This is a genomic window from Nitratireductor luteus, from assembly GCF_026162365.1.
In the GTDB taxonomy this organism is placed as follows: Bacteria; Pseudomonadota; Alphaproteobacteria; order Rhizobiales; family Rhizobiaceae; genus Chelativorans; species Chelativorans luteus.
Window position 1 is genome coordinate 307,824 of the sequence record NZ_JAOANW010000006.1, and the last position, 25,314, is coordinate 333,137.

Consider the following 25,314-nt stretch of genomic DNA (forward strand, 5'->3'; position numbering starts at 1 on the left):
CCGGCTTCGTCCGCGAAGGCGGCGCGAGGCGACATTGATCGAATCCGCTGCCGCGCCTTCTGCAATGGATCGCGAACGGCCTTTCCGAGTTGATGCTGCATGGACCACATCCGAAATTTCCTCGCTTTGCTGCGGGGTCAGCTTTGGCCCGTGCCCGTGCTGTTCGCCTTCGGTGCCGTGGGGCTCGCTTATGTGCTGCTCAACTATGGCCACCACCTCAGTCCCAACGGCCGTATCTGGTGGGTCTACAGTGGAAATGCGGGGACCGCGCGCGACCTTCTCGGCAGCCTCCTTTCCGGGCTGATGACGATGACCTCGCTTGTCGTCTCCGTTACATTCGTAATTCTGACGCTCGCGGCAAACCAGCTTGGTCCCCGCCTGATCTCCATTTTCATGGGAGACCGGCAAATCCAGTCCGTTCTAGGGCTCTTCATCGGCACCATCCTCTATGTCATTCTGGTGTTGCGGACCCTCGATGACACCCTTGGGTCGAATGGCGTGCCTCATCTCGCCGTCACGGCGGCGAGCATGCTGACCATCCTTTGCCTGCTGGCGCTCCTTTTCTATATTCACAAGATCGCGCGCTCGATCATCGCCGACAATGTTGTGGAAGCCGTCTCGCAAGAGTTCCGCGGCACATTGCACGATATCCTGCCTGACCACGACAGCGAGGAGAACGCACGCAAGCAGCCGCTGCAAGGATTGCGTTGGCCCATGGGCATGGAAAAGGCCGGCTACGTGCAGGTGGTGGATTACGACCATCTGCTTTCGATCGCCTGCGAGGCCAATGTGCGCATCGCGGTGAAGGTCCGGGCCGGCCGCTACCTGCTGCGGGAAGGCGAGCATGTCGACATTTACAGCACTGTGCCTCCCGACGAAGAGCTACGGGAGCGGATTCGGCGTGCCTTCACAATCGGAACAGAGCGCACTTCCGCCCAAGATCCTGAACAGGGAATTCGGCAACTGGTCGAGATCGCCACCAGGGCGCTGTCTCCCGGCACCAACGACCCGTTCACGGCGATAGCGGTCATCGATAGGCTGGGTGCAGCCTTCGAGGAGATCTTTGCGCGTCACGTTCAACCACATGTGATAGAGGACAGCGACGGTGAAACGCGTATTATCGCCGACCGCAGCGATGTCGCCGACCTGCTCGCGGCGGCTTTCCATCCGATAAGACAAGCCGGCACGGCCCATCCTGCGATCCTGATCCGCATAGCGGAGATACTGGGCGATCTGGCCGCTACCACCACGGCGGCTTCTCAGCGGGAGGCCCTTTCGGGTCAGCTCACCCGGCTTGCCGAGACCGCACTGCTTGAGCATACCACGCGGCATGACCGGCAAGACATTATGGCAAGCATCAAGCGGGCCGAGAATGCGCTGACGCGTAAGCATCGGTCGGGGCACAACTAGCGCTTGGACGGTATCGCCAAATTGTCTGAGCGGCCCACCTATTTCAAGCCCATCCAACCCTGGCCCATCCAACCCTGGCGCCGGACGCGGACCACCGGGCGCATAAGTGGGCTGAACAAGGCGATCGAGGTGTCGCACAGGCCATCCCGAAAGCGCGAGAAGATGTTCGGCCGGTTCAGATCACCCCGGCAGGGCTGCTTCGGGGAGAGCTGATGGGGCGTCGGAAGCTCGTGCGGGGCTCAGCGCAGCCAGGCCCGGGGCGGCTTGCCCAGCATGCGCTTGAACATGGTGGTGAAGGCGGCGACGCTTTCATAGCCGAGCTCGAGGGCGACGGTGGTGACGGCTTCCCCGTCGGCCAATCGGGGAAGGGCTGCGAAGAGGCAGGCCTGCTGGCGCCAGGTGGACAGGCCGAGCCCGGTCTCACGCCGGAAAGCGCGGGTGAAGCTGCGGCGGCTCATGCCGGCGGCCCTGGCCCAGCCATCTATGGTGGCCCGCGCCGAGGGCGCGGCGAGGAACTGCCGGCAGAGCGCTGCAAGCCTGCGGTCGGACGGGAAGGGAAGCGCCAGCGGCCGTTCCGGGAGGCCGGAGACCTCATGCAGGAGCAGGTCCAGAATCAGCCCCGCCCTGGCCGTGCGTCGCGGCGGCAGGGGCAGCGCCACCGCCTCCACAATCAGGCTGCGCACCAGATCCGTCATGGCGACCACCCGCAGATCCGCCGGCAGGCCGTGCAGCGCATCGGGCAGGACATAGATCGACCGCATCTCGACCTCGCCCAGCATCTCGACGGCATGGTCGGTGCCGGCCGGCAGCCAGATCGCGTGTTCAGGCGGCACCATCCAGCGCCCCTTGCCGGTACTCACCATGACGACGCCCGACAGGGCGTAGAGCAGCTGCGAGCGGCTGTGCCGGTGAACCGGGACGCGGTGGCCGTCCGGATAGTCGGTGGAGACGGCAAGCACCGCGCCTTCGACCTGCTCAAGCCGGCTCAGAATCCGGTTGTGGCGGTCCTCCAGGGATGAGGCGGAGGGGCCGTGGCTGGCGGATGTCTCGTTCATGGGATGGCCCAGTTGCGAAAGTTTTCGACCAAACCACGAAAGAAGATCGCGCGCAACGGGCGTAAAGATCAGGCGCAGATCCGTATCAGATCATTTTCAGGAGCACGATCTTGGCCGACACGGCAGCCATCCGCGCCCGGTCTTCCGGGGAGACCACGGCCTATACGATCATCCTCGCGGTGAGCTTCTGCCATCTGCTCAACGATGTGATGCAGTCGCTGCTGTCGGCGCTCTATCCGATGCTGAAGGAAAGCTACGGGCTCGATTTCTGGCAGATCGGCCTTCTGACTATGGCCTTCCAGGTGACGGCGTCGCTGCTGCAGCCGCTGATCGGCATGTATACGGACAAGCGGCCGATGCCCTATTCGCTGCCGGTCGGCATGGGGTCGACGTTGGCCGGCCTGCTGTTCCTGGCCTATGCCCAGGAATATTCGTTCCTCCTTCTGGGCGCCATGCTCATCGGCTTCGGGTCGGCGGTGTTCCATCCGGAGTCTTCGCGGGTGGCGCGGCTGGCCTCCGGCGGGCGCTACGGGCTGGCGCAGTCGCTCTTCCAGGTGGGCGGCAATGCCGGCTCCGCCATCGGCCCGCTATTGGCCGCCTTCATCGTGGTTCCCAGGGGGCAGGACAGCGTGGCCTGGTTCTCGCTGGCGGCGCTGGTGGGCATGATGGTGCTCTGGCGGGTCGGCAACTGGTACAGCCGCTATTGCGCGGCCAACGGCAGACGGCCCGGCGCGGCGGTCCCGATGCTGCCGCGGCGGACGGTCGTCGTTGCACTCGTGGTGCTCACCATACTGACCTTCTCCAAGCACATCTATCTGGCAAGCCTGACGAGCTACTACACCTTCTATGTGATCCACAAATTCGGCGTGTCGGTGCAGGCCTCGCAGATATTGCTGTTCGTGTTCCTCGGCGGCGCGGCGTTGGGCACCATTCTCGGCGGGCCGATAGGCGACCGGGTCGGGGCCAAGACGGTGATCTGGTTCTCCATCCTTGGCGTCCTGCCCTTCACCCTGGCGCTGCCTTATGCCGATCTGACCTGGACTATCGTGCTGACCGGCGTGATCGGCGTCGTCATGGCATCGGCGTTTCCGGCCATCGTCGTCTTCGCGCAGGAGCTGGTGCCGGGCCGGGTCGGCATGATCGCCGGCATCTTCTTCGGCCTGGCCTTCGGTATGGCCGGCATCGCCGCGGCGGTGCTGGGGGTGATCGCCGACTGGAAAGGCATCGAGTTCGTCTTTGTAGCCTGCTCGTTCCTGCCGCTGCTGGGGCTTTTGACCATATTGCTGCCGGACACGCGCGCCGCGCGGGCGGCGGCGGGCTAACAGCTTACGAGCGATCCCCTGCGGGCTTGCGCCGCTGATGATAACGCACTAACATGTTAATCAGCAAACACATCCTTCAGGGGTTTTTCATGACCGCTTCCAGCCGCCAGAACGGCGGAACCTTCGGCATTTCCGCCGCGCTCGTCACGCCGTTCCGGGACGATTTCTCCATCGACCTGGAGCGTATGGCCGCCCATGCCACCGGCTTGCTTGCCGATGGCTGCGCCCGGGTCACTCTGTTCGGCACCACGGGCGAGGGGGCTTCGCTGTCGATGACGGAGCGGCTGAAGGCGCAATATGCGCTGACCAGCGCCGGCGTCGCGCCGGACCGGATCGTGGCCTGCGTCGGCGGAGCGGCGGTCGGCAGCGTTGCCGAGCAGGCGCTGGCCTCGCTCGATACGGGAATTCGCACCCTCCTCGTGCCGCCGCCCTATTACTTCAAGGGCGTCAGCCAGGAGGGGCTTTTCCGCTGGTATTCGGCACTGATCGGCCAGATCGCAGGTCAGTCGCCGCGCATCATCCTCTACCATATCCCGCAGGTGACCGCGGCGGCGCTGTCGCTGGAGCTCGTGCGCAGGCTGAAGGATCGGTTCGGTGAGTTCATCGTGGGCATCAAGGATTCGGCAGGCGACTGGGCGACGACCGAGGCTTTCCTCGGTGAGCGCGACCTGCAGGTGCTCGTCGGCGACGAGCGCCATCTGGCCCACGCCGTAAGGCTGGGCGGCGCGGGCGCCATCAGCGGCATGGCCAATCTCTTCCCCTCCCGGCTTGCCGAGCTCGTGGCGACCGGCAAGAACGATCCCGAACTGAGCGCGCTGGTCGACGCGGTGGTCAAGCTGCCGGTCACCCCGGCGGTGAAGGCGCTGGTGGGCGTGATGCGCGGTGAAAAAGGCTGGGACAGGGTGCGCGCGCCCCTTGATTCCACCCCCGCTTCCGACGTTGAAATGCTCAGGGAGATCTGGCAGGCGATGGGGCGGGACAAGGCTGCGTAACAAGGGGCTGCATAAGAGGCGGCATAGCGCATGAACCAGAAGGCGGGCGAGCCGACGACGCTGCGCGAGAAGGCCTATGAGACCTTCAAGGAGCGGCTGTTTTCTCGGGAGATCAGACCGGGGCAGTTCCTGTCCCAGCGCGAGCTCGTCGCCGTGACCGGCATGCCGCTGGGTGCTATCCGCGAGTTGATCCCGCGGCTGGAGGCGGACGGTTTGATCAAGACCGTTCCCCAGCGCGGCATGCAGATCGCCCATGTCGACATCGACCTCATCCGCAACGCCTTCCAGCTACGCCTGATCCTGGAGCGGGAAGCCGTGGTCAGCTTCTGCAGGGCGGCGAGCGATGCGGAGATCGCCAAGCTGCGGGAGGACCATCTGGCGGTGCAGCGGGCGGCCGTGGAAGACGGTGTGACGCCGGATCTTCTCAAGGATGCCCAGCTTATAGACTGGGCCTTCCACGACCGGATGATCGATTCCATCGGCAACGAGCTGATCTCCAGCATCTACCGCGTCAACTCGGTCAAGATCCGCGTCATCCGCCAGGAAGACACCCGCATGCTGCCGGAACTCGTCATTTCGGTGATGAACGAGCATATGCGCATCGTCGAGGCACTTGCCGCGCGCGACGAAAAAGCCGCGCTCGAAGCGCTGGAGGCGCATATCGATAGCGCCAGGCGGCGCGCGCTCGGGGTGGGGTGAGACAGACTTTGGTTTAGAGCGCCATGCATCCGTTCGGATGCATAAAGGACGCTCTATCTTTTTGTTTTCCGCATTTATGCGGACGTCAGGTGATTCCACCTGACTGCAAAATGCTTATGGGAGGGATCGGCATGAAGGCCGGCGACAAGGTTCCGTTGCGCGCGCAGGCGCCCGTGATGCTGACCCGGACGGGCTTCGGCGGCGCGCCGCTCGGCAATCTCTACCGTGCCGTCAGCGAGGAGAATGCGCAGGCGGCGCTGCGCGCGGCCTATGATGGTGGCGTGCGCTATTTCGACACCGCTCCGCTCTACGGCCTCGGCCTCTCGGAGGAGCGTTTCGGGCGTGCCCTGGCCGGCTTCGGGGAAGATGTGGCCCTTTCCACCAAGATCGGCCGCTGGCTCGAGGATTGCGCGCCGGGCGAGGTGACGCCGGCTTCCTTCGTCGACGTGCCGGAAAGGCGCTATGTGTTCGATTACACCTATGACGGCGTGATGAGGAGCCATGAGGACAGCCTGAAGCGGCTGGGGGTGGAGGCCGTTGACATATTGCTGGTGCACGATGTCGACGTCTTCACCCATGGCAGCCCGGAAGAGAGCGAGGCGAAGATGCGCGAGCTGTTCGACGGCGGCGGCTACCGGGCGCTCGCCGAGCTGAAGGATGCGGGCCGCATCAAGGCCATCGGCGCGGGCGTGAACGAGTGGCAGGTCTGCGAAAGGCTGCTCGACGAGGGCGCATTCGACTGCTTCCTGCTGGCTGGACGCTACACGCTTCTGGAGCAGGAGGCGCTGGACAGCTTCCTGCCGCGCTGCGAGCGGGACGACATCGGCATCATTCTCGGCGGTCCCTATAATTCCGGCATATTGGCGACGGGCGCGGTCGAGGGCGCCAAGTATAACTACAACGCCGCGCCGCCCGACATCCTGGAGCGGGTGCGGCGGATCGAGGAGATATGCACCGCCCATGGGGTGCGGCTGATCGAGGCCGCCCTTCAATTCGTGCTGCACCACCCCGCGGTGCGCACCGTCATCCCCGGCGCAGTCTCGGCCGAGGAAGTCAACGCCAATATCGTGCTGCTGGCGCGGGAAATTCCCACGGGCCTGTGGGCCGACCTCAAGAGCGCCGGCCTGCTGCGCGCCGACGCGCCTACTGCGGAGAATTGATCATGAACGAACCCACGGTCCCCGCGCTCGACGCCTCCGGCGTCTATCTCGGCCGGGTGGAGAGACCGGGCATCGGCCCGGCGGTGGTCACGCTGCGCGACGGGCAGCTCGTGGACATCACCTCGAAGGCGGCGCCGACCGTGCGCGACGTGATGGAGATGGACGACCCGGCAGGTTTCGTGCGGCAGGCCGACGGCGATGCGCTGGGAACGGTCGAGGAAGTCTGCGCTTCCACGCTGTCGGGCCAGGGCGTGCGCTGGCTGGCGCCCTGCGACCTGCAGGCGGTCAAGGCCTGCGGCGTCACCTTCGCCGGCTCGATGGTGGAGCGGGTGATCGAGGAGCGGGCGGCGGGCGACCCAGCGCTGGCGCAGAACATCCGCGAGCGCATCGGCGGGGCCATCGGCAAATCCCTGCGCGACCTGAAGGCCGGCTCGCCCGAGGCGGCCGCGGCCAAGAAGGCGCTGATCGCCGAGGGCCTGTGGAGCCAGTATCTGGAGGTCGGCATCGGCCCCGACGCGGAAGTCTTCTCCAAGGCGCAGGTCCTTTCCTCCGTCGGCTGGGGCGCCGATATCGGCCTGCACCCGGTCTCCAAATGGAACAATCCCGAGCCGGAAGTGGTGCTGGCGGTCAATTCGCGCGGCGCCATCCTGGGCGCGACGCTCGGCAACGACGTCAATCTGCGCGACGTCGAAGGCCGCTCCGCGCTGCTCCTGTCGAAGGCCAAGGACAACAACGCCTCCTGCGCGATCGGGCCGATGATCCGGCTTTTCGACGGGCGCTACACGCTGGATGACGTGCGCAGGGCCGAGCTCGACCTGCGGGTCGAGGGCGAGGACGGCTTCACGCTGGACGGCCATTCCTCCATGTCGGAGATCAGCCGCGACCCGGAAGACCTCGTCGCCCAGACGATCGGCCGGCACCACCAGTATCCCGACGGCTTCATGCTGTTCCTGGGCACGCTGTTCGCGCCGACCAAGGACCGCGACCACGAGGGCGAGGGCTTCACCCACAAGCTGGGCGACCGGGTCGTCATCTCCGCGCCCGGCCTCGGCGCGCTCTCGAACACCGTGCGCCTCAGCACCGAATGCCCGCCCTGGACCTTCGGGGCGGCGGCGCTGATGCGCAACCTCGCCATGCGGGGCCTGCTCTAGATCTGCAGTTGCGTTTACACGCCTGCGATCAGCCGTTCCACGGCCGGGCGATCGGGTGCGCCTTCGCGGCCGCCGAAGCGGGTGCATTTGAGGGAGGCTGCGGCGTTGGCGAAGCGGATGGCGGCGCGGGTGTCCTTGCCCTCGCCAAGCATCAGGGCGAAGGCGCCGTGCCAGACGTCGCCGGCGCCCAGCGTGTCGACCACGGTCACCTTTGGCGCGGGTTCATGGGCGATGCCGCCCTTCTCGAGCCAGAACGTTCCGCGCCCGCCATCGGTGACACAGACGAAGGCGTCGAGCCTGGCCGCAGCCTTCCGCAGGGCCTCGTCCAGCGCCTCCTCTCCGGCGAAGTCGCGCAGACCCTGAGCGGAGAAAGCCGCGTGGGAGCACAGGCCGAGCGCGTCGGCGGCCTCCGTCACCGGGGCTTCGGCGTCGATGACGCCCGGCTTGCCGCGCGCCCGGGCGAGCCGCATCAGCACTGCCGCGCCCTGCGGCCAGCGGGTGTCGGCAAGCGCGGCGTCGAAGGCTGGAACGGCGGCTTCCTCCAGCCAGTCCGCCCCGAAATCCATGTCGAGATCGCGGTAGTTAACGATCTGCCGCTCGCCCGCCGCATCGATGAAGATCGAGGAAAAGGACGAGCGCCGGCCGGCAAAGCGCTTGATCAGCCGGCAGTCGACGCTCTCGGTCGCCAGCCCGTCGAGGATCATCGTGCCGATGGCGTCGCCGCCCAGCCGCGTGGCCAGCATCGCCTCGCCGCCCAGCCGGGCGACGGCCACGGCCGAATTGGCGCCGCCGCCGCCACCCACGATGGCCGCGTCCCGGGCCCGGTACTTCTCTGGCCGGGAGGGCATTTCGTCGAGATGCATGAGAAAATCGATGACGGCCACACCCGCCGTGACAATGCGCGCCAATGGTTCCTCCGTCGGACGTTTGGTGGCTTATAGCGGTGAGGGAGGGGGTTGTCATCGTGGGGCGGGGGTTATGGCTATGATCGACCGCCGTGCCCTGCGCTACCCCCCTCTGCCCTGCCGGGCATCTCCCCCTCAAGGGGGGAGATTGGCTGTCATGGCCGGTTTCACCAATCCTTTGAAGAAGAAGCGAAAACATCGATGAAGAGAGGATCTCTCCCCTTGAGGGGGAGATGCCCGGCCCATTCGACAAGCTCAGGGCAGAGGGGGTGCGAAGGGGCTCGGCGTGAAACGCAGTCGTTGAATCAACCGAGCAGCGCGATCATCGTTTCCAAATGGCCCATGGCGCGGACGCCGTCTTCTATGGTGGGGGCGGTGTTGGGTTCGCCCTTCAGCGCCGCCACGGCATCGGCGATCAGCGCGTTGTAGCCCTTGTGGTCCTCATTGGCGGCGGCGGTGAAATTGGGCGTCCATGAGAGCGTGTCGACGTCGTTGGAAAGGCTGGCCGCCCGGTCGTCGGCTTTGAAGGGCGGGTCGCGGTAATAGGCGACGTTGATGACGTTGTTCACCTCCACCCTTGCATGGTCGCCCATGATCTGGATGGTCTCCATCGGGGTGCCGCGCGATTGCACCGTGCCCATGACGATGGTGCCGATGGCCTCGTTCTCGCAGGAAAAATTGAGATGGAACAGAAGGTGCCCGGGCGCGGGCTCCACCTTGCGCAGGGCCATCTCGGCGAAGTCGGCGCCGGTCAGCCACGGGATCAGGTCCATGTAATGCACGCAGTGATGCAGGAAAAAGCCGGTATAATCGACTTCGCCGGCGAAATAGGTGGGCGCGGTCATATAGGTGCCGGTGATGCCGAGCACCGGGCCGAACTCGGGCTTCTGCAGGACATTCCTGGCGATGCGGTTGCCGGTGGAATAGCGCTTCATGAAGCCGACCGCCACCGCCTTGCCGGCGCGCCTGGAGGCCGCGCTGATCTCCTGCGCACCCCTGCTGGTGGCCGCCGGCGGCTTTTCCAGAAAGACGGGGAGGCCGCGGCCGAGCGTCTCGATGGCGGCGGCGTGGTGGAGGTCGGGGCCGACCGCCATGCCGATGGCGTCGAGGCCCCTGTGGGCGATGAGCTCCCGGTAATCGACATAGACGTTCTTTACGCCATATTGCCGGGCGGCGCGGCCGGCGGCCTCGCCGTCGAGGTCGCAGACCGCGGCGATCTCCACGTCGTTGCGGCCAAGCTGCGGCAGAAGCATCTGCGAGGCATGGCGACCACAACCGATCCAGCCGATCTTCAGGCTCATTGGTTCACCTCCGCCAGCGCGAGGCAGGAGCGCACGAAGGCGAGCCCGGCCTTGAGCTTTTCGGTCTCGTCCTCGTGCGGCGGGCGCCAATGGGCGATCGGCAGGCCCACCCGGTCGTCGTCGCGGCGGAAAGGTTCCAGCGAGACCGGGCCTTCATAGGAGATGTCTCCCAGCGCCCGCATGATCGGCGGCCAGTCGATATGGCCGGTGCCGGGAAAACCGCGGTGGTTCTCGTTGGCCTGGAAATGGACGAGGCGGTGGCCGGCAAGGCGGATCGCGTCGGGCATGGAACGCTCCTCCATGTTCATGTGGAAAGTGTCGAGCACGATGCCGAGCCCGGCATCGGCGACGGCGTCGACGACGTGGACCGCTTGCCGCGTGGTCGAGACGATGTCGGTCTCGAAACGGTTGAGCGGTTCCAGCGCCAGCACCTTGCCGGCATCGCGAGCACGGGGAGCGGCCTGCGACAGGCCTTCCACGGTGCGCTCCTCGCGCGCCTTGCGCTCGTCCTCGCCGTGCGGGGACGGCGCGCGGCCGGCAAAGACGAGCGGTTCGCCGTAAAGGGGGCCGCCGATGATGCGCGCGCCGATCCTGTCGGCCACCTCCACGCAATAGGCAAGGTAGTCGAGCCCGCCCTTGCGGGCCGAAGGGTCGGCGCTGGCGATGGAGCGCTGAAGGTTGACGCGGGCGGCCAGCACGACGTCGAGCCCGTTATCCGCGAGCGCGGCGCGGGCCTCGGCCGGGTCGAAATCGTCCTCCGGCTCGGGCACCAGCATCTCGACGAAGTCGAAGCCGAGCGACTTGATACGGGCGAACAGCGCAAAGTGCTCGCGTGTGAAGGGGCGCACGAACTGCATGGAAATTATGCCGACGGGATTTCGCAATTTCATTTCCTCTTTTGGATTATCCATCGCCTTGCTTCAGCCCTTCACCGCGCCCTGGGTGAGGCCGCTGATGAGACGCCGCTGGACGATGAGAAACAGGATGGTGGCGGGCAGCGCGCCGACGATGCCGCCGGCGGTGAGCAGGCCCCATTCCACCTGGTATTCGCCGATCAGCGTCTGGATGGCGACGGTGATGGGCCGCACGTTTCGCCCGCCCAGCGTCAGCGCGTAGAGATACTCGTTCCAGGCGGTGATGAAGATGTAGATGCCGGTGGCCACGATGCCGGGGGTACACAGCGGCAGGATCACCCGCCACAGCGCGCCCAGCCGCGAGCAGCCGTCGGTCATGGCCGCCTCGTCGATCGATTTGGGGATGCCGTTGATATAGCTCGTCATCATCCAGACCGAGAACGGGATGGCGATGGTCGAATTGGCGATGATCAGGCCGAAATGGGTGTCGAGGATCCCCACTTTGCGCATCAGCACGAAGAGCGGCAGGATCAGGAGAACGATGGGGAACATGTTGATGACGAGGAACTGCAAAAGCAGCACCCGTTTGCCCCGGAAGGAAAAGCGCGAGAAGGAATAGGCCGCCGTCACGCTGAGCGTCAGCCCCACCACCACTGTGCCGCCGGCGATGATGAAGGAGTGCATCAGGTTCTCCAGGAAGCCGACGGTCCGGAACAGGCGGACATAGTTCTCCAGCGTCGCGCCGACCAGGGAGGGGCCGTCGGTGAACAGCCGGCTTTCCTGCGTCAGCGAGGTGATGAGCATCCACAGATAGGGGCCGAGCGTGAAGGCTAGGATCGCCAGCATCGGCAGGTCAACGGTAAGAATGCGGCGCAGCTTCGATTTCCTGCCGACCATCAGTTCACCGCCTTTCCGGCGCGCTTGAGGTAGAGGATCACGAAGCCGAGCAGCATGATCGTGAACATCACCGCCAGCGCCGAGCCGTAGCCGAAATCCAGATTGGTGCGCGACTTGATGAAGGCGTAGAGCGGCAGCGTGTAGGTGGCGTAGCCGGGTCCGCCGCCGGTCATGACGAAGATGACATCGATGGAATTGGCGACCCATATGGTGCGCAGCAGAACCGCCGTCACCAGCACGCCTGAAATGCCCGGCAGCGTGATGTGCCAGAACTGCCGCCAGGCGCTCGCCCCGTCGATGGAGGCGGCTTCGTAATAGCTGCGGGGGATCGACTGCAGGCCGGCCAGGATCATCACCGCGAAAAAGGGGAAGCCCTGCCAGGTGAGGGTGAGGATGATCGCGTAGAGCGCGGTATCGGGATCGGCGAGCCAGGGGATGGAGGTTTTAAGGATGTCCATGCGCAGCAGGAACTCGTTGAGCACGCCGTAATTGGCGTCGTAGATCCACACCCACATCAGGGCGATGACCACGCTGGGCAAAGCCCATGGGATGATGATGAGCGCGCGGGCGACGGGCCGCCAGGGGAATTTCTGGTTGAGAAGCAGGGCCGTGACCAGGCCCAGCAGCATTTGCGCGGGGACGGTGAGGCCGATCCAGATGGCGGTGTTCTTCAGCGATATCCAGAACACCTCGTCGGAAAGCGCAGTGGCGAAATTCTTGAGCCCGACAAATGCGAAGCCGCTCGGCTTCCACAGGAGATAATCGTGCAGGCTCATCCAGGCCGCCTGCGCCATCGGCAGGAAGACGATGGCGAGCGTGACCAGCACCGCCGGCGACAGCATCGCGTAGGGCAGCACGCGGCGGGCGAGCGAGGCCCGGCCGCCCTTGGGAGGGGCCCCGGCTGCTGTAATGGAAAACGGTGTGTCGGTCATGATCGCTGGATTTCCGCGGCTGGCATCAGATCGAACTCTTCGTCGTGTCCCCGTCCTGAGCGTGTCGGAGGCAGGGCTATCGCATACGGTGTTGCCGGCTCCGCCGGCGACCGCCACCCTCAATCCCTCCCCTCAAGGGGGAGGGAGGAAGGGCACAGCGCCCCTTGTGCGGTAGCCCTGCCGGCCGCAAGCCTACGGGTTGTAGAGCGCGTCGATCGCCTCGTTCATCTGCCGGGCGGTGATCTCGCCGGTGAGCGCGCGCTGCATGTTGACCGGCCAGACCGTGTTCACGAAGTCGGAGGTCTCCGGCACGTTCGGCAGCAGCTCGGCGAAGGGCAGGGAATTGACCGTGGCGTCGACGAAACGCTTTTCATGCAGCGTCCAGGAGGCCGAATCCGTCCTGGTGACGGGAAGCTGGCCGGTGGCCTCGTTGAAGAGCGCGTTGTTGCCGGCGCTGGACAGGAACGAGATCCATTTCCAGGCCGCTTCCTTGTTCTGCGCCGAGGACAGGATCGCGGTGGATTCGTCGCCAAAGGCGGTCCAGCGCCCGCCGCCGCATTCCGGCACAGTGGTGGCCGACACCTTGTCGCCCAGCGCCTCGACCATGTCGGCGGACGATCCGATATGGTGGATCGTCATGGCCGTCTTGCCGGCCTGGAACGCGCCGATCACCTCCTTGAAGCCGTCATTGGGGGCAGATGGCGGGAAAACCTTGTCCTCGCGGAAGAGGTCCACCACGAACTGAGTGCCGGCGATAGCCTCCTCGGTCAGCATGCCGCCCGGCTCGAAACTCACGTCGCGCGATAATACGAAGCTGCCCCAATGGTCATGGCCGCCCTTGCCGCCGCGGAATCCGAAGCCATAGATATCTGGCTGGCCGTCGCCGTCGGTGTCGCGGGTGAGTTTCATTGCGACATCGCGGAACTCGTCGCAGGTTCCGGGCACTTCGAGGCCAAGCTCATCGAGCATGTCCTGGCGATAGTAGAGATACAGAACGACATACTGGATCGGCAGGTAATAGGTGTTGCCGTCGGACGCCTTGGTCAGGTCGAGCAGGTTGTCGAGCAGGTCAGCCTTGCCCTCCCATGCCTCGACCATCTCGCCGATAGGCTCCAGCGCCCCCATTTCGAGAAGGCGCGGCTGGGCGAACATCTTGACCATCGCCGCGTCCGGTGCGTTGCCGGCGACGATCGAGGTGTAAAGATTGTCGTAGTAGCTGTTCCAGGGGATGTTCTCGGCCTCGATCCTGATGCCGGGGTTCTCCTCCTCGAACTTTTCGACCAGCGCCGACATGGGATTGTCGGCATTGTCGAAATGGTACCAGAAGCGGACGGTTTCGTCGGCCTGAGCACTGCCGGCGCCAAGTATGGTGCCTGCCGCCAGCGCGGCCGCAAGGATGGTGCGTTGCATGTTCTGTCTCCTCCATTCGAGTGTTTTTATCATTTGCTTGCGCCCGCCATTTCACGGAAGGCGAACGCTGCCTCGCTCGTGGCCGTGCGGGCTTCGGCCAAATCCAGGCTCATCTGCATGAAGCCATGGACGACGCCCCGGTGAATGCGCAGACGGTCGGTCCTGCCGAGAGCCGTCAGTCGCGCATGAAGGTTTTCGCTGTCGGACCGCAGAGGGTCGATGCCGGCGGCGTTGAGATAAAGCGGCGGCAGCGCGGCCAGCGCCGCGTCGGCCGCGCGCAGGGGCGCGATTAGCGGATTGGCGCGGGCGGCGGGGTCGGGGGCATACCAGTTCCAGTAGCGCATCATCTTGCCGCGCGTCAGGCCCGGCCCGCAGGCGTGCTCCAGATAGGATTGCGAGCCGAAGTCGGCATCATAGGCACCGTAGAACAAAAGACCCTGGTCCGGCGCGGGCCGGCTTTCCGCCTGCTCGTGGAGCATCAGTGCCAGCGCCAGATTGGCGCCCGCGCTGTCGCCGGCGACGGCGACCGGGCCGTCCACGGCGCCGAGCGGCGACGTGCCGGCCCTCACCTGCCGCCATACGACCACGCAATCGGCAAGACCGGCGGGGAAGGGATTCTCGGGCGCCAGGCGGTAGGAGATCGACAGGACCGGCACACCGGCTTCGACCGCCAGCAGCCTGGCGGCGCGCTCATGGGTGTCGATGCTGCAAAAGGCCCAGCCGCCGCCATGGATGAAGAAGATCAGCCCTGATGCTGCCCGCGCGGGTGTGAATAGCCGGCAGTCGATGGCGCGGCCATCCTCGACCGGCACAGACAAATCGGTGCAGCGCTCGAGCGCGGGCAGGTCGCGGTTCCACCGGACATTGGCGGCGGCGGCCATGGCCCGGCCTTCGGCGGGCGGCAGAAGGGTCGGGTCGCCCAGCCTGCCATCCTCGCGCGCCAGCCTTTCGATAACAGCCTGCATCTCGGGCGAGGGGACGTTCGCGAGAGCGTCCATCAGGCGGGCGCTCCGGGCTTGGCGACGATATGCGGTCCGAGGTCGACGATGGTCGTGATGTGATGGGACAGCGCCTCCACGGCCTTGGCCGTATCGCCGCTATCGAGTGCCTCGATGATGGCGAGGTGCCTGTCAGCCGTCTCGCGCAGGGCGCGATTGGGCTCGGAATTGAGGATCTTGTAGCGGTGGTTGTGGATGAGGCAGCGCCGCAGGATGGGTCGGATCGAAGGCAGGTCCGCAGCTTCGTAAAGCTGGAGGTGGAAGCTGCGGTCGTGGAGCGACAGAAGATATTCGTCGCCGTCACCCGCGGCAGACTGCATCGCTTCGATCTCGGCTGTCAGCTTGCGCTTCAGGCGCAGGTCGTAGCGCTCCATCACGCGGGTCACTCCCCGGCATTCGATGTCGTGACGCACGAGGATGAGCTCGCGCGCGTCGTCGCCCCGGCAGTCGGCGACATGGGTGCCGCGATGGGCCATGCGGTGGACGAGGCCCTCTTCCTGCAACTGCAGGAGAGCCTCGCGGATGGTGCTCTGGCTGCAGGCGAAGCGCTGGGCCAGCTCCAGCTCGAGGATGGTTTCGTTGGGCGCTAGGTCGCCCAGCACGATGTCGCGCTGCAACTGCTCGAAAATGATGGCGCTGCGCCGGTTCGAGCGGGCGCCCGGCTTCTCCGAAAGCCGCCTCGCGCCGTCGCCGGCAGCGTCGGGATCGAAATTTTCGAGCGCCATGCGCTTCGCCCCCTTGCGTAACGTTATCGTTATCGATAATTAATCGATATTGCGGACGGGATGCAAGAGGCTTCCTGAAATTATCTGCCGCGAACGAAGAATGACCGGCTGCGGGGCAGCGATGGACCGAAGCGTGAGCCCTTGGCGAACGGACGGTCGGGAGGAGGCACATGGCGAGCGTCACGCTGGAAAAGATCGTCAAGGACTACGGCAAGTTTCGCGCCGTCCACGAGGTGGACCTCGATATCCGCGACGGCGAGTTCGTCGCCCTTGTCGGCCCGTCCGGCTGCGGCAAGAGCACGCTCTTGCGCATGGTGGCGGGCTTGGAGGAGATTTCGGGCGGACGCATGCTGATCGGCGACAGACTGGTCAACGAGGTGGAGCCGCGCGGCCGCGACGTGGCCATGGTGTTCCAGGATTATGCGCTCTATCCGCATATGTCGATTGCCGAGAATATCGGCTTCGGCCTCAGGATGCGCGGCGTGGCGAGGGGCGAGATCGAGCGCCTGGTGGCCGAGGCGGCGTCGATCCTCCAGATCGAGGATTTGCTAGGCCGCAAGCCGGGACAACTCTCAGGCGGCCAGCGCCAGCGGGTGGCGATGGGACGCGCCATCGTGCGCCGGCCCAAGGTCTTCCTGTTCGACGAACCGCTTTCCAACCTCGATGCCAAGCTGCGCGTCGACATGCGCACCCAGATCAAGCGCCTGCACCAGATGCTGGCCACTACCACCATCTATGTGACCCACGACCAGGTGGAGGCGATGACGCTGGCCGACCGGGTGGTGATCCTGAAGGACGGCCGCATCATGCAGGCGGGCGCGCCGAACGAGGTCTACGCCAGGCCCAACAGCCGGTTCGTCGGCGAGTTCATCGGCTCGCCGCAGATGAACATGCTTGCCGCCCGCGTCGACCGCGCCGGACGGAGCCCCGCCATCCGCTACGGCGCTTTCAACGTGCCGCTCAGCGATGTCGAGGCCGCGGACGGAGCCGAGGTGGTGCTGGGTTTCAGGCCGGAGCATCTGCAGGTCTGTGCGCCCGAACGGGCAAGCTTTGCCGCCGTGGTGGACGTGTTCGAGCCGCTCGGCTCCGATACGCTTGCCGTGTGCATGCTGGAGGGAGCCGAGATCACCGCGCGGCTGGACCCCGAGCTGCCGCTGGAAAAGGGCGGGACGCTGCACTTTTCCGTGGACCCGGCGCGGATACATCTTTTCGATGCGCAGAATGGTGCGAGGCTGGCCTTTCAGGCTTGAGTGCCGCTATGCGGCCAGGCGCAGATCCTGCATTACTTCGGCGGCGAGCGTGAAGGATTTCACCCGGGCCGCATGATCGTGGATCTGGCCGGTGAGGATCAGCTCGTCGGGCTGGTGGCGCTCGATGAAGCCCTGAAGGCCCTTCCGCACCGTTTCCGGCGAGCCGGCGGCGGTGCAGGCGAGCGCCTGGTCGACCATGGCGCGGACCGCCGGGTCCAGATGGGCGTCGATGTCGTGCACGGGGCGGGGCAGGGGGCCCGGCTTGCCGGTGCGTAGATTGGCGAAGGCCTGCTGCATGGAGGTCTTCAGGAAAAGGCCTTCCTCGTCGGTGTCGGCGGCGAAGACGTTCAGCGCCATCATGAAATGGGGCTTGTCGAGCTGCGCCGAGGGCCGGAAGGTCTCGCGATAGACGGCGACCGCCTGTTCGAGCGCGGCCGGCGCGAAATGCGAGGCGAATGCGTAGGGCAAGCCCAGATGCGCGGCAAGCTGCGCGCCGTAGAGGCTGGATCCCAGAATCCATACCGGCACATGAGTGCCGATGCCGGGAATGGCGCGCACCTTCTGGCCGGGCTCGCCGTCGCCCAGATACGCCATCAGCTCCATCACGTCCTGCGGGAAGCCCTCGCCATTTTCCAGGCTGCGCCGAAGCGCCCGCGCCGTCGGCATGTCCGTGCCCGGCGCGCGGCCAAGGCCGAGATCGATGCGTCCGGGATAGAGCGTGGCGAGCGTGCCGAACTGCTCGGCGATGACGAGCGGCGCGTGATTGGGCAGCATCACCCCGCCCGCGCCGACGCGGATGCGCCTGGTCACGGCCGCGACCTGCCCGATCAGCACAGCGGTGGCCGCGCTGGCGATGCCCGGCATGTTGTGATGCTCGGCCAGCCAGTAGCGCGTGTAGCCGGCAGCTTCCGCCTTGCCTGCTAAATCCAGTGCGTTGGCGAGCGCGTCGGCAACCGAAGCGCCTTCGGGAACGGGGGCAAGGTCGAGGACGGAGAACGGGATCATGGGTGGGCTCCCTATTGCCTGATCGGCATATATGGACATTCGCGCCGCCAGGTGAAAGAGCTGCCGGCACGCCGGCCTCGATGATCCTTCACGAGCCGGAGCCGCGTTCCCTGGTGCTGGCCCCCGTGCCGGCAAACAGCTCGACCACCGCGTCCTGCGCCACCGCGATGTGATATCTGAGCGCCGCCAGCAGCCGGTCGCGGTCGCCTTCCTTGAGCGCTTCAAGGATGGGTTCGTGGGTGCCGGCGAGGCGGTGGGGGTCGTCGTAGAGCTTGCCGATGAGCGTGATGCCGCAACGCATTTCGGTGGCGAGCTCGTCATAGACCCTGAGCAGCCTTCTGTTGCCGCTTGCCTGGCAGAGCATGCGGTGGAAGGTGAAGTCCTCGAAGATCTGCTGCTCGAAGGAGCCCTGGTCGGCCAGCGTGTACATTTTCTCGATCTGGCGCTCCAGCCCGGCGATGTCGGCAGGGCCGATGCGGTCAATGGCAATCGAGGCGGCGTGGAGCTCCAGGCCGATCCGCAACTCGTATATGTCGCGCAGATCCTCCGCTTCGAGGGTGCGCACGAAAAAGCCACGGCGCGGGCTGGAGACGACGAGGCCCTGGCTTTCCAGCAGGCGGGCGGCCTCGCGGATGGGCGCGCGGCTGGTGCCGAACTCGCGGGACAGCTGCAGCTCCGTCAGGCGGGCGCCGGGCTTGAGCCGGCCGGTGACGATGGCCTCGGTAATCTGGCGCGCGATCTGGGTGACGAGGTCGGTGGCGGTGACGACGGAGAACAGGCGCGCGTCGCCGGGGGCGCCGATTCGGTCCGCACCTTGCCGGTCCCTGTCTTGATCGCCGGGTCTGTCGTCCATCGGCCTCGTTCCCGTTCATGCCCTCGGTCTGCTTTCGGCGGACCTTCCCAAATTGCAGGACTTCGCGCTGCTGGCGCGAGGACCTTGACGAGTATTTCTGAATTTTTGCCGATTGTCGACAATTGACATGATGGAGCCGCTGTGGTTGCCTGACTGCTCTTGGCGGGTTCGCCGCGCCGAACGGCCTTGGTCCTGGAATCGAGGGCTCGGAAGCGCCTTGCGCTTTCCGGTGTTCCACCAGAAGGGGAATTAGATGACCGCGCACAGCCGACTTGCGGATACGCAGAAGCACTCCAGCAACGTCAACGAGGCCCAGCCGCGCGAGCGCATCGAGCTTGCGGCTGCCTATCGGCTGATCGCGCATTACCACCTGGATGACAGCATATTCACCCACATCTCCAGCCGCGCGCCGCGCGAGGAAGGCGAGCATGCCTTCCTCATCAACCCGTTCGGCCTGCGCTTCGACGAGGTGACGGCATCGAGCCTGGTGACCGTCGACATCAATGGCGACATCCTGCGCGACGACCATGGCGCGGGCATCAACAAGGCCGGCTTCACCATTCACAGCGCCGTCCACGCCGCGCGGCCCGATGTGCACTGCGTGCTGCACACACATACGGTGGCCGGCGTCGCCATCTCCTCGATGGAGGAGGGCATACTGCCGCTGAATCAGTGGTCACTGCAGTTCCACAAGCGCGTCGCCTTCCACGACTATGAGGGCATCGCGCTGGACCTCGGCGAGCGCGAGCGCCTGGTGGCCGATCTCGGCGACCGCAATGTGATGATCCTGCGCAATCACGGGCTGCTCACCTGCGGACGCACGGTGGGCGAGGCCTTCGCGCTGATGTTCAACATGGAGCGCGCCTGCCGGGCGCAGCTTGCCATCATGTCGTCCGGCGGCACGCCGCGACTGATCGACGAGGCCCTGGCGGAAAAGACCGCCCGCCAATACGAGGGCTGGGACGAGCACCAGACCGGCAACAAGCCGGACCCGCAGTGGGACGCTTTCCAGCGCCTCGCCATCAAGCACTATCCGGACCTCGTGGATTGATAAGGGTGATCTGACGGGGCAGACGGACAAGCAAAGCCAATCGGACCGGCGAAGAAGAGGCAATCAGCCCGCGGGACCGGCAAAAAAAGGGGAACGACAGCCATGCTGAAAAGACTGACGACACTCGCGGCGGCCCTCCTGGTCTCCACCGCCCTTCACGCCGAGCCGGTTTCCGGCGGGCGCGCCAATGTGGTGATCCAGCCCGAACCGCCGAGCCTGATGGTCGGTCTGGTGCAGAATGGGCCGACCCAGATGGTGGCCGGCAACATCTATGAGGGACTGCTCCGCTACGATACAGATCTGCAGCCGATGCCGCAGCTCGCAAAATCGTGGGAGGTCTCCGAGGACGGGCTGACCTACACGTTCAAGCTGCACGACAATGTGAAGTGGCACGACGGCGAGCCGTTCACGTCGGCCGATGTCGTCTTCTCCGCCGACAAGTTCCTGCGCGAGACCCATGCGCGCCTGCGCACCTCGCTCGAACATGTGGAATCGATCACCGCGCCGGACGACACGACCGTCGTCTTCAAGCTCAAGCAGCCCTTCGGCCCCTTCATGGGCATCTTCGAGGTCGGCACCATGCCGATGATCCCGAAGCACATCTATGAAGGCACGGACTACGAGAACAACCCCGCCAACAACACGCCGATCGGCACCGGCCCGTTCAAGTTCGAGGAATGGGTGAAGGGCTCGCATATCCGTCTCGTCAGGAACGAGGACTATTATGAGGAGGGCCTGCCCTATCTCGACGAGATCTACTGGCATGTGATCCCGGATGCCGCCTCCCGCGCGGTCGCCTATGAGACGGGCGTGGTCGATATCCTTCCGGGCGGTTCGGTAGAGAATTTCGACGTCCAGCGCATCGCCGCGATGGACAATACCTGCATCACCGACAAGGGCTGGGAGTATTTCGGACCCCATTCGTGGATGTGGCTGAACAACCGCGAAGGCCCGACCGCCGACAAGCGTTTCCGGCAGGCGGTCATGTATGCGATGGACCGCGAGTTCGCCAAGAGCGCGCTGTGGAACGATCTTGGCAAGATCGCCCAAAGCCCTGTTTCCTCCTCCACCCGCTTCTTCACCGACGACGTGAACAAGTATGATCACGACCCGGAGAAGGCGAAGGCGCTTCTGGAAGAGATGGGCTACGACGGCGAGACCGTGCGCCTTCTGCCGCTGCCCTATGGCGAGACCTGGCAGCGCTGGGCCGAGGCGGTGAAGCAGAATCTCGGCGAAGTGGGCATCAATGTCGAGATCGTCGCCACGGATGTGGCCGGCTGGAACCAGAAGCTGGCCGAGTGGGACTACGACATGGCCTTCACCTATCTCTACCAGTATGGCGATCCGGCGCTGGGCGTTGCCCGCACCTACATCTCCAGCAACATCGCCAAGGGATCGCAGTGGAACAATGTCGAAGGTTATGAGAACCCGAAGGTCGACGAACTGTTCGCGCAGGCCGCGGTCGCCGTGACCAAGGAGGAGCGCCAGCAGCTCTATACGGAAGTCCAGCAGATACTGACGGAGGACGTTCCGGTCGCCTGGCTTCTGGAACTCGGCTTCCCGACCATCTACCGCTGCAACGTCAAGGATCTGGTGACCACGGCCATCGGCGTCAATGACGGGTTCAAGAACGCTTACATCGAAGAGTGAGATCGGCGGATCTGTTTGCGTTTGCGCCCTTCGCGCCCCCCCTCTGTCCTGCCGGACATCTCCCCCTCAAGGGGGGAGATCAGCCTTCATAGCTGTTGCGCTTTTCCTGCAGCGGTTGGAGAGCGGCGAAGCCAGTCGTGACAGCTAATCTCCCCCCTTGAGGGGGAGATGCCTGGCAAGGCAGAGGGGGGTGAACAGGCGCATACCGTCGACGTTAGCCACCAGTGAGGCTCGAGCCAGTAACCCATGCTACGCTTTATCCTGATGCGACTGGGCAAGGCGGTGATCATCCTGATCGCCATCCTGATCCTGAACTTCTTCCTCATCCACGCCGCGCCCGGCGACCCGGCCGCCGTGATGGCGGGGGAGGCGGGGGCGGCCGACGAGAAATTCATCGCCGATCTGCGCGCGCGGTTCGGCCTCGACAAGCCGCTCCTCACGCAACTCGGCATCTATCTCGGCGGTGTGCTGCAGTTCGACCTCGGCTTTTCCTACCGGCAGCAGATGCCGGTGGCCGACCTCATCTTTTCGCGCCTGCCGGCGACGCTGCTTCTGACCATGACGGCGTTCGTCATCTCGTTGCTGCTTGGAACATTGGCGGGTGTGCTGGCCTCGGCGCGGGTTGGCAAATGGTCCGACACGCTGATCTCCACCCTGGCGCTCCTGTTCTATGCCACGCCGCTGTTTTGGGCGGCCTTGATGGCGGTGCTTCTGTTTTCCGTCACGCTCAACTGGCTGCCGGGCTTCGGCTATGAAACGGTGGGGGCGAACTATACCGGCTTCAGGCGCGTTCTCGATATAGGCCAGCATCTCATCCTGCCGGCGACCACGCTCGGCCTCTTCTTCATGGCCGTCTACATGCGCATGACGCGCGCCTCGATGCTGGAGGTGAGCCAGCTCGATTTCGTCAAGACGGCGCGCGCCAAGGGGCTGAGGTCCGGCATCATCCAGCGCCGCCACATCTTCCGCAACGCCATGCTGCCGGTCGTGACTCTTGCTGGCCTGCAGGCGGGGCAACTGGTGGGCGGTGCGGTGCTCACCGAGACGGTGTTCGCATGGCCGGGGATCGGGCGGCTGATGTTCGAGGCGCTGGCACAGCGCGATTACAACGTGCTGCTCGGCGTGTTCTTCATCTCGTCGGCCATGGTGCTTCTGTTCAATCTCATCACGGACATTCTCTACCGGTTCGTCGATCCAAGAATACGGGTGGGCTGACATGGCTGATTTCTGGAAACGCTTCTCCCGCAATCGCGGCGCCGTCATCGGGGTCGTGATCCTGGTCATCGTGCTCGTGGTGGCGATCCTGGCACCGGTGCTCTTTCCGCAGTCGCCCTGGCGCATGGTCCAGCGGCCGTTCCTGGCGCCCCTCGACATGCCATCCCATCCGCTCGGTACGGACGCCTTGGGCCGGGACGTTTTGACGGGGCTGGCCTATGGCGCCCAGGTGTCGCTGCTGGTGGGGCTTGTCTCGACCGTGGCGGCGCTCCTGATCGGCATTCCCATCGGGGCGCTGGCCGGCTATTTCGGCGGCTGGGCGGACGATGCGCTGATGCGCTTTACCGAGTTCTTCCAGACGGTGCCGAGCTTCGCGCTGGCCATCGTGCTGGTGGCGATCTTCCAGCCCAGCATCTATTCCATCGTCGCGGCCATCGCCATCGTAAGCTGGCCGCCGGTGGCCCGTCTGGTGCGCGGCGAGGTGCTGTCGCTGCGCTCCCGCGAATATGTGGAGGCGGCGATCCTTTCGGGGCAGACCAGCGGCACGATCATCCTGCGGCAGGTGCTGCCCAACACGATCTCGCCGATCATCGTTCTGGCGTCGCTGATGGTGGCCACCGCGATCCTTTTGGAATCCTCGCTCTCCTTTCTCGGGCTGGGCGACCCCAATCTGATGTCGTGGGGATACATGATCGGGGCGGCACGCACCGTCATCCGGCAGGCCTGGTGGCTTTCCTTCTTCCCCGGCGTCGCTATCCTGCTCACCGTCCTGGCGCTCAACCTGATCGGCGAAGGCCTCAACGACGCGCTCAATCCGCGTCTGGCGCGAAAGGGGAAATAGCGATGAGCGATCCTGTCCTTCGCATCGAAAACCTGCGCATCGCGCTTCCCGAAGGAGCCGACCGCGACTATGCCGTCGACGATGTCAGCTTCGAGCTGAACGCCGGCGAGATCCTGTGCATCGTGGGGGAATCGGGTTCCGGCAAGTCCATGTCGGCCAATGCCATGATGGGATTGTTGCCCGATCTCGTGCGCCCGGTCGGCGGCAGCATCCTGTTCGACGGCGTCGACCTCCTCACGCTGAGCGAAGCCCAACTCCTGGATCTGCGCGGCCGGCGCATCGCGATGATTTTTCAGGAGCCGATGTCGGCACTCAACCCGCTGATGCGGGTGGAGGATCAGATCGCCGAAGTGTTCGAGGCGCATAATCTGCTTACCGCGAAGGAGCGCTCGGCCCGCGCCATCGCGCTGTTGACGGAAGTGGGCATTCCCGATCCGGAAAAGGCGGCGCGGGCCTATCCGTTTCAACTCTCCGGCGGGCAGCGCCAGCGGGTGATGATCGCCATGGCGCTGGCGCTGGAGCCGGAAATCCTGATCGCCGACGAGCCGACCACGGCGCTCGACGTCACCACCCAGGCGCAGATCCTGGAGCTCATCCGCAATCTGCAGGAAAAGCACGGCATGGCGGTGATGTTCATCACCCATGATTTCGGCGTGGTGGCCGAGATCGCCGACCGGGTGGCGGTGATGCAGTATGGCAGGATCGTCGAGACGGGCTCGGCGGACGCGGTGCTGGACGATCCGCAGCATGATTATACGCGCAAGCTGATTGCCGCGATCCCGAAGCTCGCCACGGACCGCGAGCAGGATGCCATCGGCAGACAGAAGGTGCTGGAAGTGGAGGGCCTGTCCAAGACCTATGTCACCGGCGGCGGCCTGTTCGGCGGTAACAAGCGGGTGGTCAAGGCGGTGCAAAATGTCAGCCTGACGTTGGCGGAGGGGGAGACGCTCGGCATTGTGGGCGAGTCCGGCTCGGGCAAATCGAGCGTCGGGCGCTGTCTCGTGCGCCTGATGGCGCCGGACGCGGGAACGGTGCGGCTTGCCGGTCAGGACATGGCAAAGCTGAGCGGCAGGGCGCTGCGCGAGGCGCGCAAATCGATCCAGATGATTTTCCAGGACCCCTATGCCTCGCTCAATCCGCGCTCCAAGGTCGGCCGCATCATAGCCGAGGGGCCGATGGCGCATGGCGTGCCGAAGGCGGAGGCCTATGCGCGGGCCGTCGAACTACTCGAACTGGTGGATCTGGATGCGCTCTCCATCGACCGCTATCCGCACGAGTTCTCCGGCGGTCAGCGGCAGCGCATCGGTATCGCCCGCGCCCTGGCGCTGGAGCCGCGGGTGATCATCGCCGACGAGGCCGTCTCCGCGCTGGACGTTTCCATCCAGGCGCAGGTGCTCGACCTATTGGCCGAGCTGAAGGAAAAGCTCAATCTGGCGCTGATCTTCATCACGCACGATCTGCGCGTCGCCGCGCAGATATGCGACCGGATCGCGGTGATGCAGATGGGTGAGGTGGTGGAGATGGGGCCGGCGCGCGCGATCTTCGAGAATCCGCAGAATGCTTATACGCGAACCTTGATCGAGGCCATTCCCGGCCGCGAGAAAGAATTGGCGGCGGCGGGGTGAGGGTGATTTTCGG

General features: G+C 65.2%; 23 protein-coding genes and 1 pseudogene. 13 read left to right on the top strand and 11 right to left on the bottom strand.

The window, feature by feature from the left end; translation table 11 throughout:
* The first annotated feature begins 99 nt into the window (after positions 1-99).
* Together N1058_RS10385 and N1058_RS10390 are read left to right on the top strand one after the other, a co-directional pair.
* The gene (locus N1058_RS10385; protein WP_265517437.1) at positions 100-1,410 is read left to right on the top strand and encodes a DUF2254 domain-containing protein; all 1,311 of its coding nucleotides are present in this window, start codon (positions 100-102) and stop codon (positions 1,408-1,410) included.
* A 74-nt stretch (positions 1,411-1,484) separates the two neighbouring features.
* Positions 1,485-1,602: pseudogene (locus N1058_RS10390) on the top strand (IS6 family transposase); the annotation flags it as partial.
* Positions 1,603-1,649: 47 nt separating this feature from the next.
* Here the strand turns inward: N1058_RS10390 and N1058_RS10395 are convergent.
* Positions 1,650-2,465 carry an AraC family transcriptional regulator gene (locus N1058_RS10395; protein ID WP_265517438.1) on the bottom strand — a complete coding sequence of 272 codons (816 nt, stop codon included), beginning with the start codon at positions 2,463-2,465 and terminating at the stop codon, positions 1,650-1,652.
* Between the two features lie 110 nt (positions 2,466-2,575).
* On the opposite strand from N1058_RS10395, the gene N1058_RS10400 reads away from it, so the two are divergent.
* The 5 genes from N1058_RS10400 (at position 2,576) to N1058_RS10420 (ending at position 7,789) form a co-directional block, all read left to right on the top strand.
* The gene (locus N1058_RS10400; protein WP_265517439.1) at positions 2,576-3,787 is read left to right on the top strand and encodes an MFS transporter; all 1,212 of its coding nucleotides are present in this window, start codon (positions 2,576-2,578) and stop codon (positions 3,785-3,787) included.
* An 89-nt stretch (positions 3,788-3,876) separates the two neighbouring features.
* On the top strand, positions 3,877-4,779 hold the full coding sequence (locus tag N1058_RS10405; RefSeq protein ID WP_265517440.1) for a dihydrodipicolinate synthase family protein: 903 nt from the start codon (positions 3,877-3,879) through the stop codon (positions 4,777-4,779).
* A 30-nt stretch (positions 4,780-4,809) separates the two neighbouring features.
* Entirely contained in the window at positions 4,810-5,478 is a 669-nt protein-coding gene (locus N1058_RS10410) for a GntR family transcriptional regulator (protein WP_265517441.1), read from the top strand.
* Between the two features lie 131 nt (positions 5,479-5,609).
* Complete coding sequence (locus tag N1058_RS10415) at positions 5,610-6,638, top strand: aldo/keto reductase (RefSeq protein ID WP_265517442.1); 1,029 nt, start codon at positions 5,610-5,612, stop codon at positions 6,636-6,638.
* A gap of 2 nt (positions 6,639-6,640) precedes the next feature.
* Positions 6,641-7,789 carry a fumarylacetoacetate hydrolase family protein gene (locus tag N1058_RS10420; protein ID WP_265517443.1) on the top strand — a complete coding sequence of 383 codons (1,149 nt, stop codon included), beginning with the start codon at positions 6,641-6,643 and terminating at the stop codon, positions 7,787-7,789.
* 14 nt (positions 7,790-7,803) lie between these two features.
* Here N1058_RS10420 and N1058_RS10425 read toward each other — a convergent pair whose 3' ends face one another.
* From N1058_RS10425 to N1058_RS10460, 8 genes are all read right to left on the bottom strand, one after another.
* On the bottom strand, positions 7,804-8,697 hold the full coding sequence (locus N1058_RS10425) for a PfkB family carbohydrate kinase (RefSeq protein ID WP_265517444.1): 894 nt from the start codon (positions 8,695-8,697) through the stop codon (positions 7,804-7,806).
* 302 nt (positions 8,698-8,999) lie between these two features.
* Positions 9,000-9,995, bottom strand: a complete 996-nt coding sequence (locus N1058_RS10430) for a Gfo/Idh/MocA family protein (RefSeq protein WP_265517445.1) — start codon at positions 9,993-9,995, stop codon at positions 9,000-9,002.
* Entirely contained in the window at positions 9,992-10,879 is an 888-nt protein-coding gene (locus N1058_RS10435) for a sugar phosphate isomerase/epimerase family protein (protein WP_420847968.1), read from the bottom strand. Before N1058_RS10435 ends, N1058_RS10430 begins: the two co-directional genes overlap by 4 nt.
* Before the next feature lie 36 nt (positions 10,880-10,915).
* Positions 10,916-11,749, bottom strand: a complete 834-nt coding sequence (locus tag N1058_RS10440; protein WP_338040664.1) for a carbohydrate ABC transporter permease — start codon at positions 11,747-11,749, stop codon at positions 10,916-10,918.
* A complete protein-coding gene (locus tag N1058_RS10445; protein WP_265517447.1) occupies positions 11,746-12,678 on the bottom strand; it encodes a carbohydrate ABC transporter permease in 933 nt (310 codons plus the stop codon). Before N1058_RS10445 ends, N1058_RS10440 begins: the two co-directional genes overlap by 4 nt.
* A 192-nt stretch (positions 12,679-12,870) precedes the next feature.
* Positions 12,871-14,088 (bottom strand): ABC transporter substrate-binding protein, encoded by a 1,218-nt coding sequence (locus N1058_RS10450; protein WP_265517448.1) that lies wholly within the window; start codon positions 14,086-14,088, stop codon positions 12,871-12,873.
* A 29-nt stretch (positions 14,089-14,117) separates the two neighbouring features.
* On the bottom strand, positions 14,118-15,086 hold the full coding sequence (locus N1058_RS10455) for an alpha/beta hydrolase (RefSeq protein WP_265517449.1): 969 nt from the start codon (positions 15,084-15,086) through the stop codon (positions 14,118-14,120).
* Complete coding sequence (locus N1058_RS10460) at positions 15,086-15,811, bottom strand: GntR family transcriptional regulator (protein WP_265517450.1); 726 nt, start codon at positions 15,809-15,811, stop codon at positions 15,086-15,088. The genes N1058_RS10455 and N1058_RS10460 overlap by 1 nt, the downstream gene beginning before the upstream one ends.
* Positions 15,812-15,981: 170 nt before the next feature.
* On the opposite strand from N1058_RS10460, the gene N1058_RS10465 reads away from it, so the two are divergent.
* On the top strand, positions 15,982-17,061 hold the full coding sequence (locus N1058_RS10465; RefSeq protein WP_265517451.1) for an ABC transporter ATP-binding protein: 1,080 nt from the start codon (positions 15,982-15,984) through the stop codon (positions 17,059-17,061).
* 6 nt (positions 17,062-17,067) lie between these two features.
* Here N1058_RS10465 and N1058_RS10470 read toward each other — a convergent pair whose 3' ends face one another.
* Positions 17,068-18,066 (bottom strand): LLM class flavin-dependent oxidoreductase, encoded by a 999-nt coding sequence (locus tag N1058_RS10470; RefSeq protein WP_265517452.1) that lies wholly within the window; start codon positions 18,064-18,066, stop codon positions 17,068-17,070.
* An 88-nt stretch (positions 18,067-18,154) separates the two neighbouring features.
* Positions 18,155-18,919, bottom strand: coding sequence for a GntR family transcriptional regulator (locus N1058_RS10475; protein WP_265517453.1), 765 nt, complete (start codon positions 18,917-18,919; stop codon positions 18,155-18,157).
* A gap of 253 nt (positions 18,920-19,172) precedes the next feature.
* On the opposite strand from N1058_RS10475, the gene N1058_RS10480 reads away from it, so the two are divergent.
* The 5 genes from N1058_RS10480 (at position 19,173) to N1058_RS10500 (ending at position 25,301) form a co-directional block, all read left to right on the top strand.
* Positions 19,173-19,970, top strand: a complete 798-nt coding sequence (locus N1058_RS10480; RefSeq protein ID WP_265517454.1) for a class II aldolase/adducin family protein — start codon at positions 19,173-19,175, stop codon at positions 19,968-19,970.
* Between the two features lie 102 nt (positions 19,971-20,072).
* Entirely contained in the window at positions 20,073-21,620 is a 1,548-nt protein-coding gene (locus tag N1058_RS10485; RefSeq protein ID WP_265517455.1) for an ABC transporter substrate-binding protein, read from the top strand.
* Positions 21,621-21,866: 246 nt separating this feature from the next.
* Positions 21,867-22,835, top strand: a complete 969-nt coding sequence (locus N1058_RS10490) for an ABC transporter permease (protein ID WP_265517456.1) — start codon at positions 21,867-21,869, stop codon at positions 22,833-22,835.
* Between the two features lies 1 nt (position 22,836).
* Entirely contained in the window at positions 22,837-23,676 is an 840-nt protein-coding gene (locus tag N1058_RS10495) for an ABC transporter permease (protein WP_265517457.1), read from the top strand.
* Positions 23,677-23,678: 2 nt separating this feature from the next.
* Positions 23,679-25,301: an ABC transporter ATP-binding protein gene (locus N1058_RS10500; protein ID WP_265517458.1), complete on the top strand. Its 1,623-nt coding sequence runs from the start codon at positions 23,679-23,681 to the stop codon at positions 25,299-25,301.
* Positions 25,302-25,314 lie beyond the last annotated feature (13 nt).

Bases quoted from the DNA above. Each gene is read 5' to 3' on its own strand.
- N1058_RS10455 (WP_265517449.1), bottom strand. From the start codon at position 15,086: ATGGACGCTCTCGCGAACGTCCCCTCGCCCGAGATGCAGGCTGTTATC.
- N1058_RS10410 (WP_265517441.1), top strand. From the start codon at position 4,810: ATGAACCAGAAGGCGGGCGAGCCGACGACGCTGCGCGAGAAGGCCTAT.
- N1058_RS10395 (WP_265517438.1), bottom strand. From the start codon at position 2,465: ATGAACGAGACATCCGCCAGCCACGGCCCCTCCGCCTCATCCCTGGAG.
- N1058_RS10450 (WP_265517448.1), bottom strand. From the start codon at position 14,088: ATGCAACGCACCATCCTTGCGGCCGCGCTGGCGGCAGGCACCATACTT.
- N1058_RS10405 (WP_265517440.1), top strand. From the start codon at position 3,877: ATGACCGCTTCCAGCCGCCAGAACGGCGGAACCTTCGGCATTTCCGCC.
- N1058_RS10415 (WP_265517442.1), top strand. From the start codon at position 5,610: ATGAAGGCCGGCGACAAGGTTCCGTTGCGCGCGCAGGCGCCCGTGATG.
- N1058_RS10485 (WP_265517455.1), top strand. From the start codon at position 20,073: ATGCTGAAAAGACTGACGACACTCGCGGCGGCCCTCCTGGTCTCCACC.
- N1058_RS10475 (WP_265517453.1), bottom strand. From the start codon at position 18,919: ATGGACGACAGACCCGGCGATCAAGACAGGGACCGGCAAGGTGCGGAC.
- N1058_RS10465 (WP_265517451.1), top strand. From the start codon at position 15,982: ATGGCGAGCGTCACGCTGGAAAAGATCGTCAAGGACTACGGCAAGTTT.
- N1058_RS10460 (WP_265517450.1), bottom strand. From the start codon at position 15,811: ATGGCGCTCGAAAATTTCGATCCCGACGCTGCCGGCGACGGCGCGAGG.
- N1058_RS10430 (WP_265517445.1), bottom strand. From the start codon at position 9,995: ATGAGCCTGAAGATCGGCTGGATCGGTTGTGGTCGCCATGCCTCGCAG.
- N1058_RS10500 (WP_265517458.1), top strand. From the start codon at position 23,679: ATGAGCGATCCTGTCCTTCGCATCGAAAACCTGCGCATCGCGCTTCCC.
- N1058_RS10495 (WP_265517457.1), top strand. From the start codon at position 22,837: ATGGCTGATTTCTGGAAACGCTTCTCCCGCAATCGCGGCGCCGTCATC.
- N1058_RS10480 (WP_265517454.1), top strand. From the start codon at position 19,173: ATGACCGCGCACAGCCGACTTGCGGATACGCAGAAGCACTCCAGCAAC.
- N1058_RS10445 (WP_265517447.1), bottom strand. From the start codon at position 12,678: ATGACCGACACACCGTTTTCCATTACAGCAGCCGGGGCCCCTCCCAAG.
- N1058_RS10385 (WP_265517437.1), top strand. From the start codon at position 100: ATGGACCACATCCGAAATTTCCTCGCTTTGCTGCGGGGTCAGCTTTGG.
- N1058_RS10420 (WP_265517443.1), top strand. From the start codon at position 6,641: ATGAACGAACCCACGGTCCCCGCGCTCGACGCCTCCGGCGTCTATCTC.
- N1058_RS10490 (WP_265517456.1), top strand. From the start codon at position 21,867: ATGCTACGCTTTATCCTGATGCGACTGGGCAAGGCGGTGATCATCCTG.
- N1058_RS10470 (WP_265517452.1), bottom strand. From the start codon at position 18,066: ATGATCCCGTTCTCCGTCCTCGACCTTGCCCCCGTTCCCGAAGGCGCT.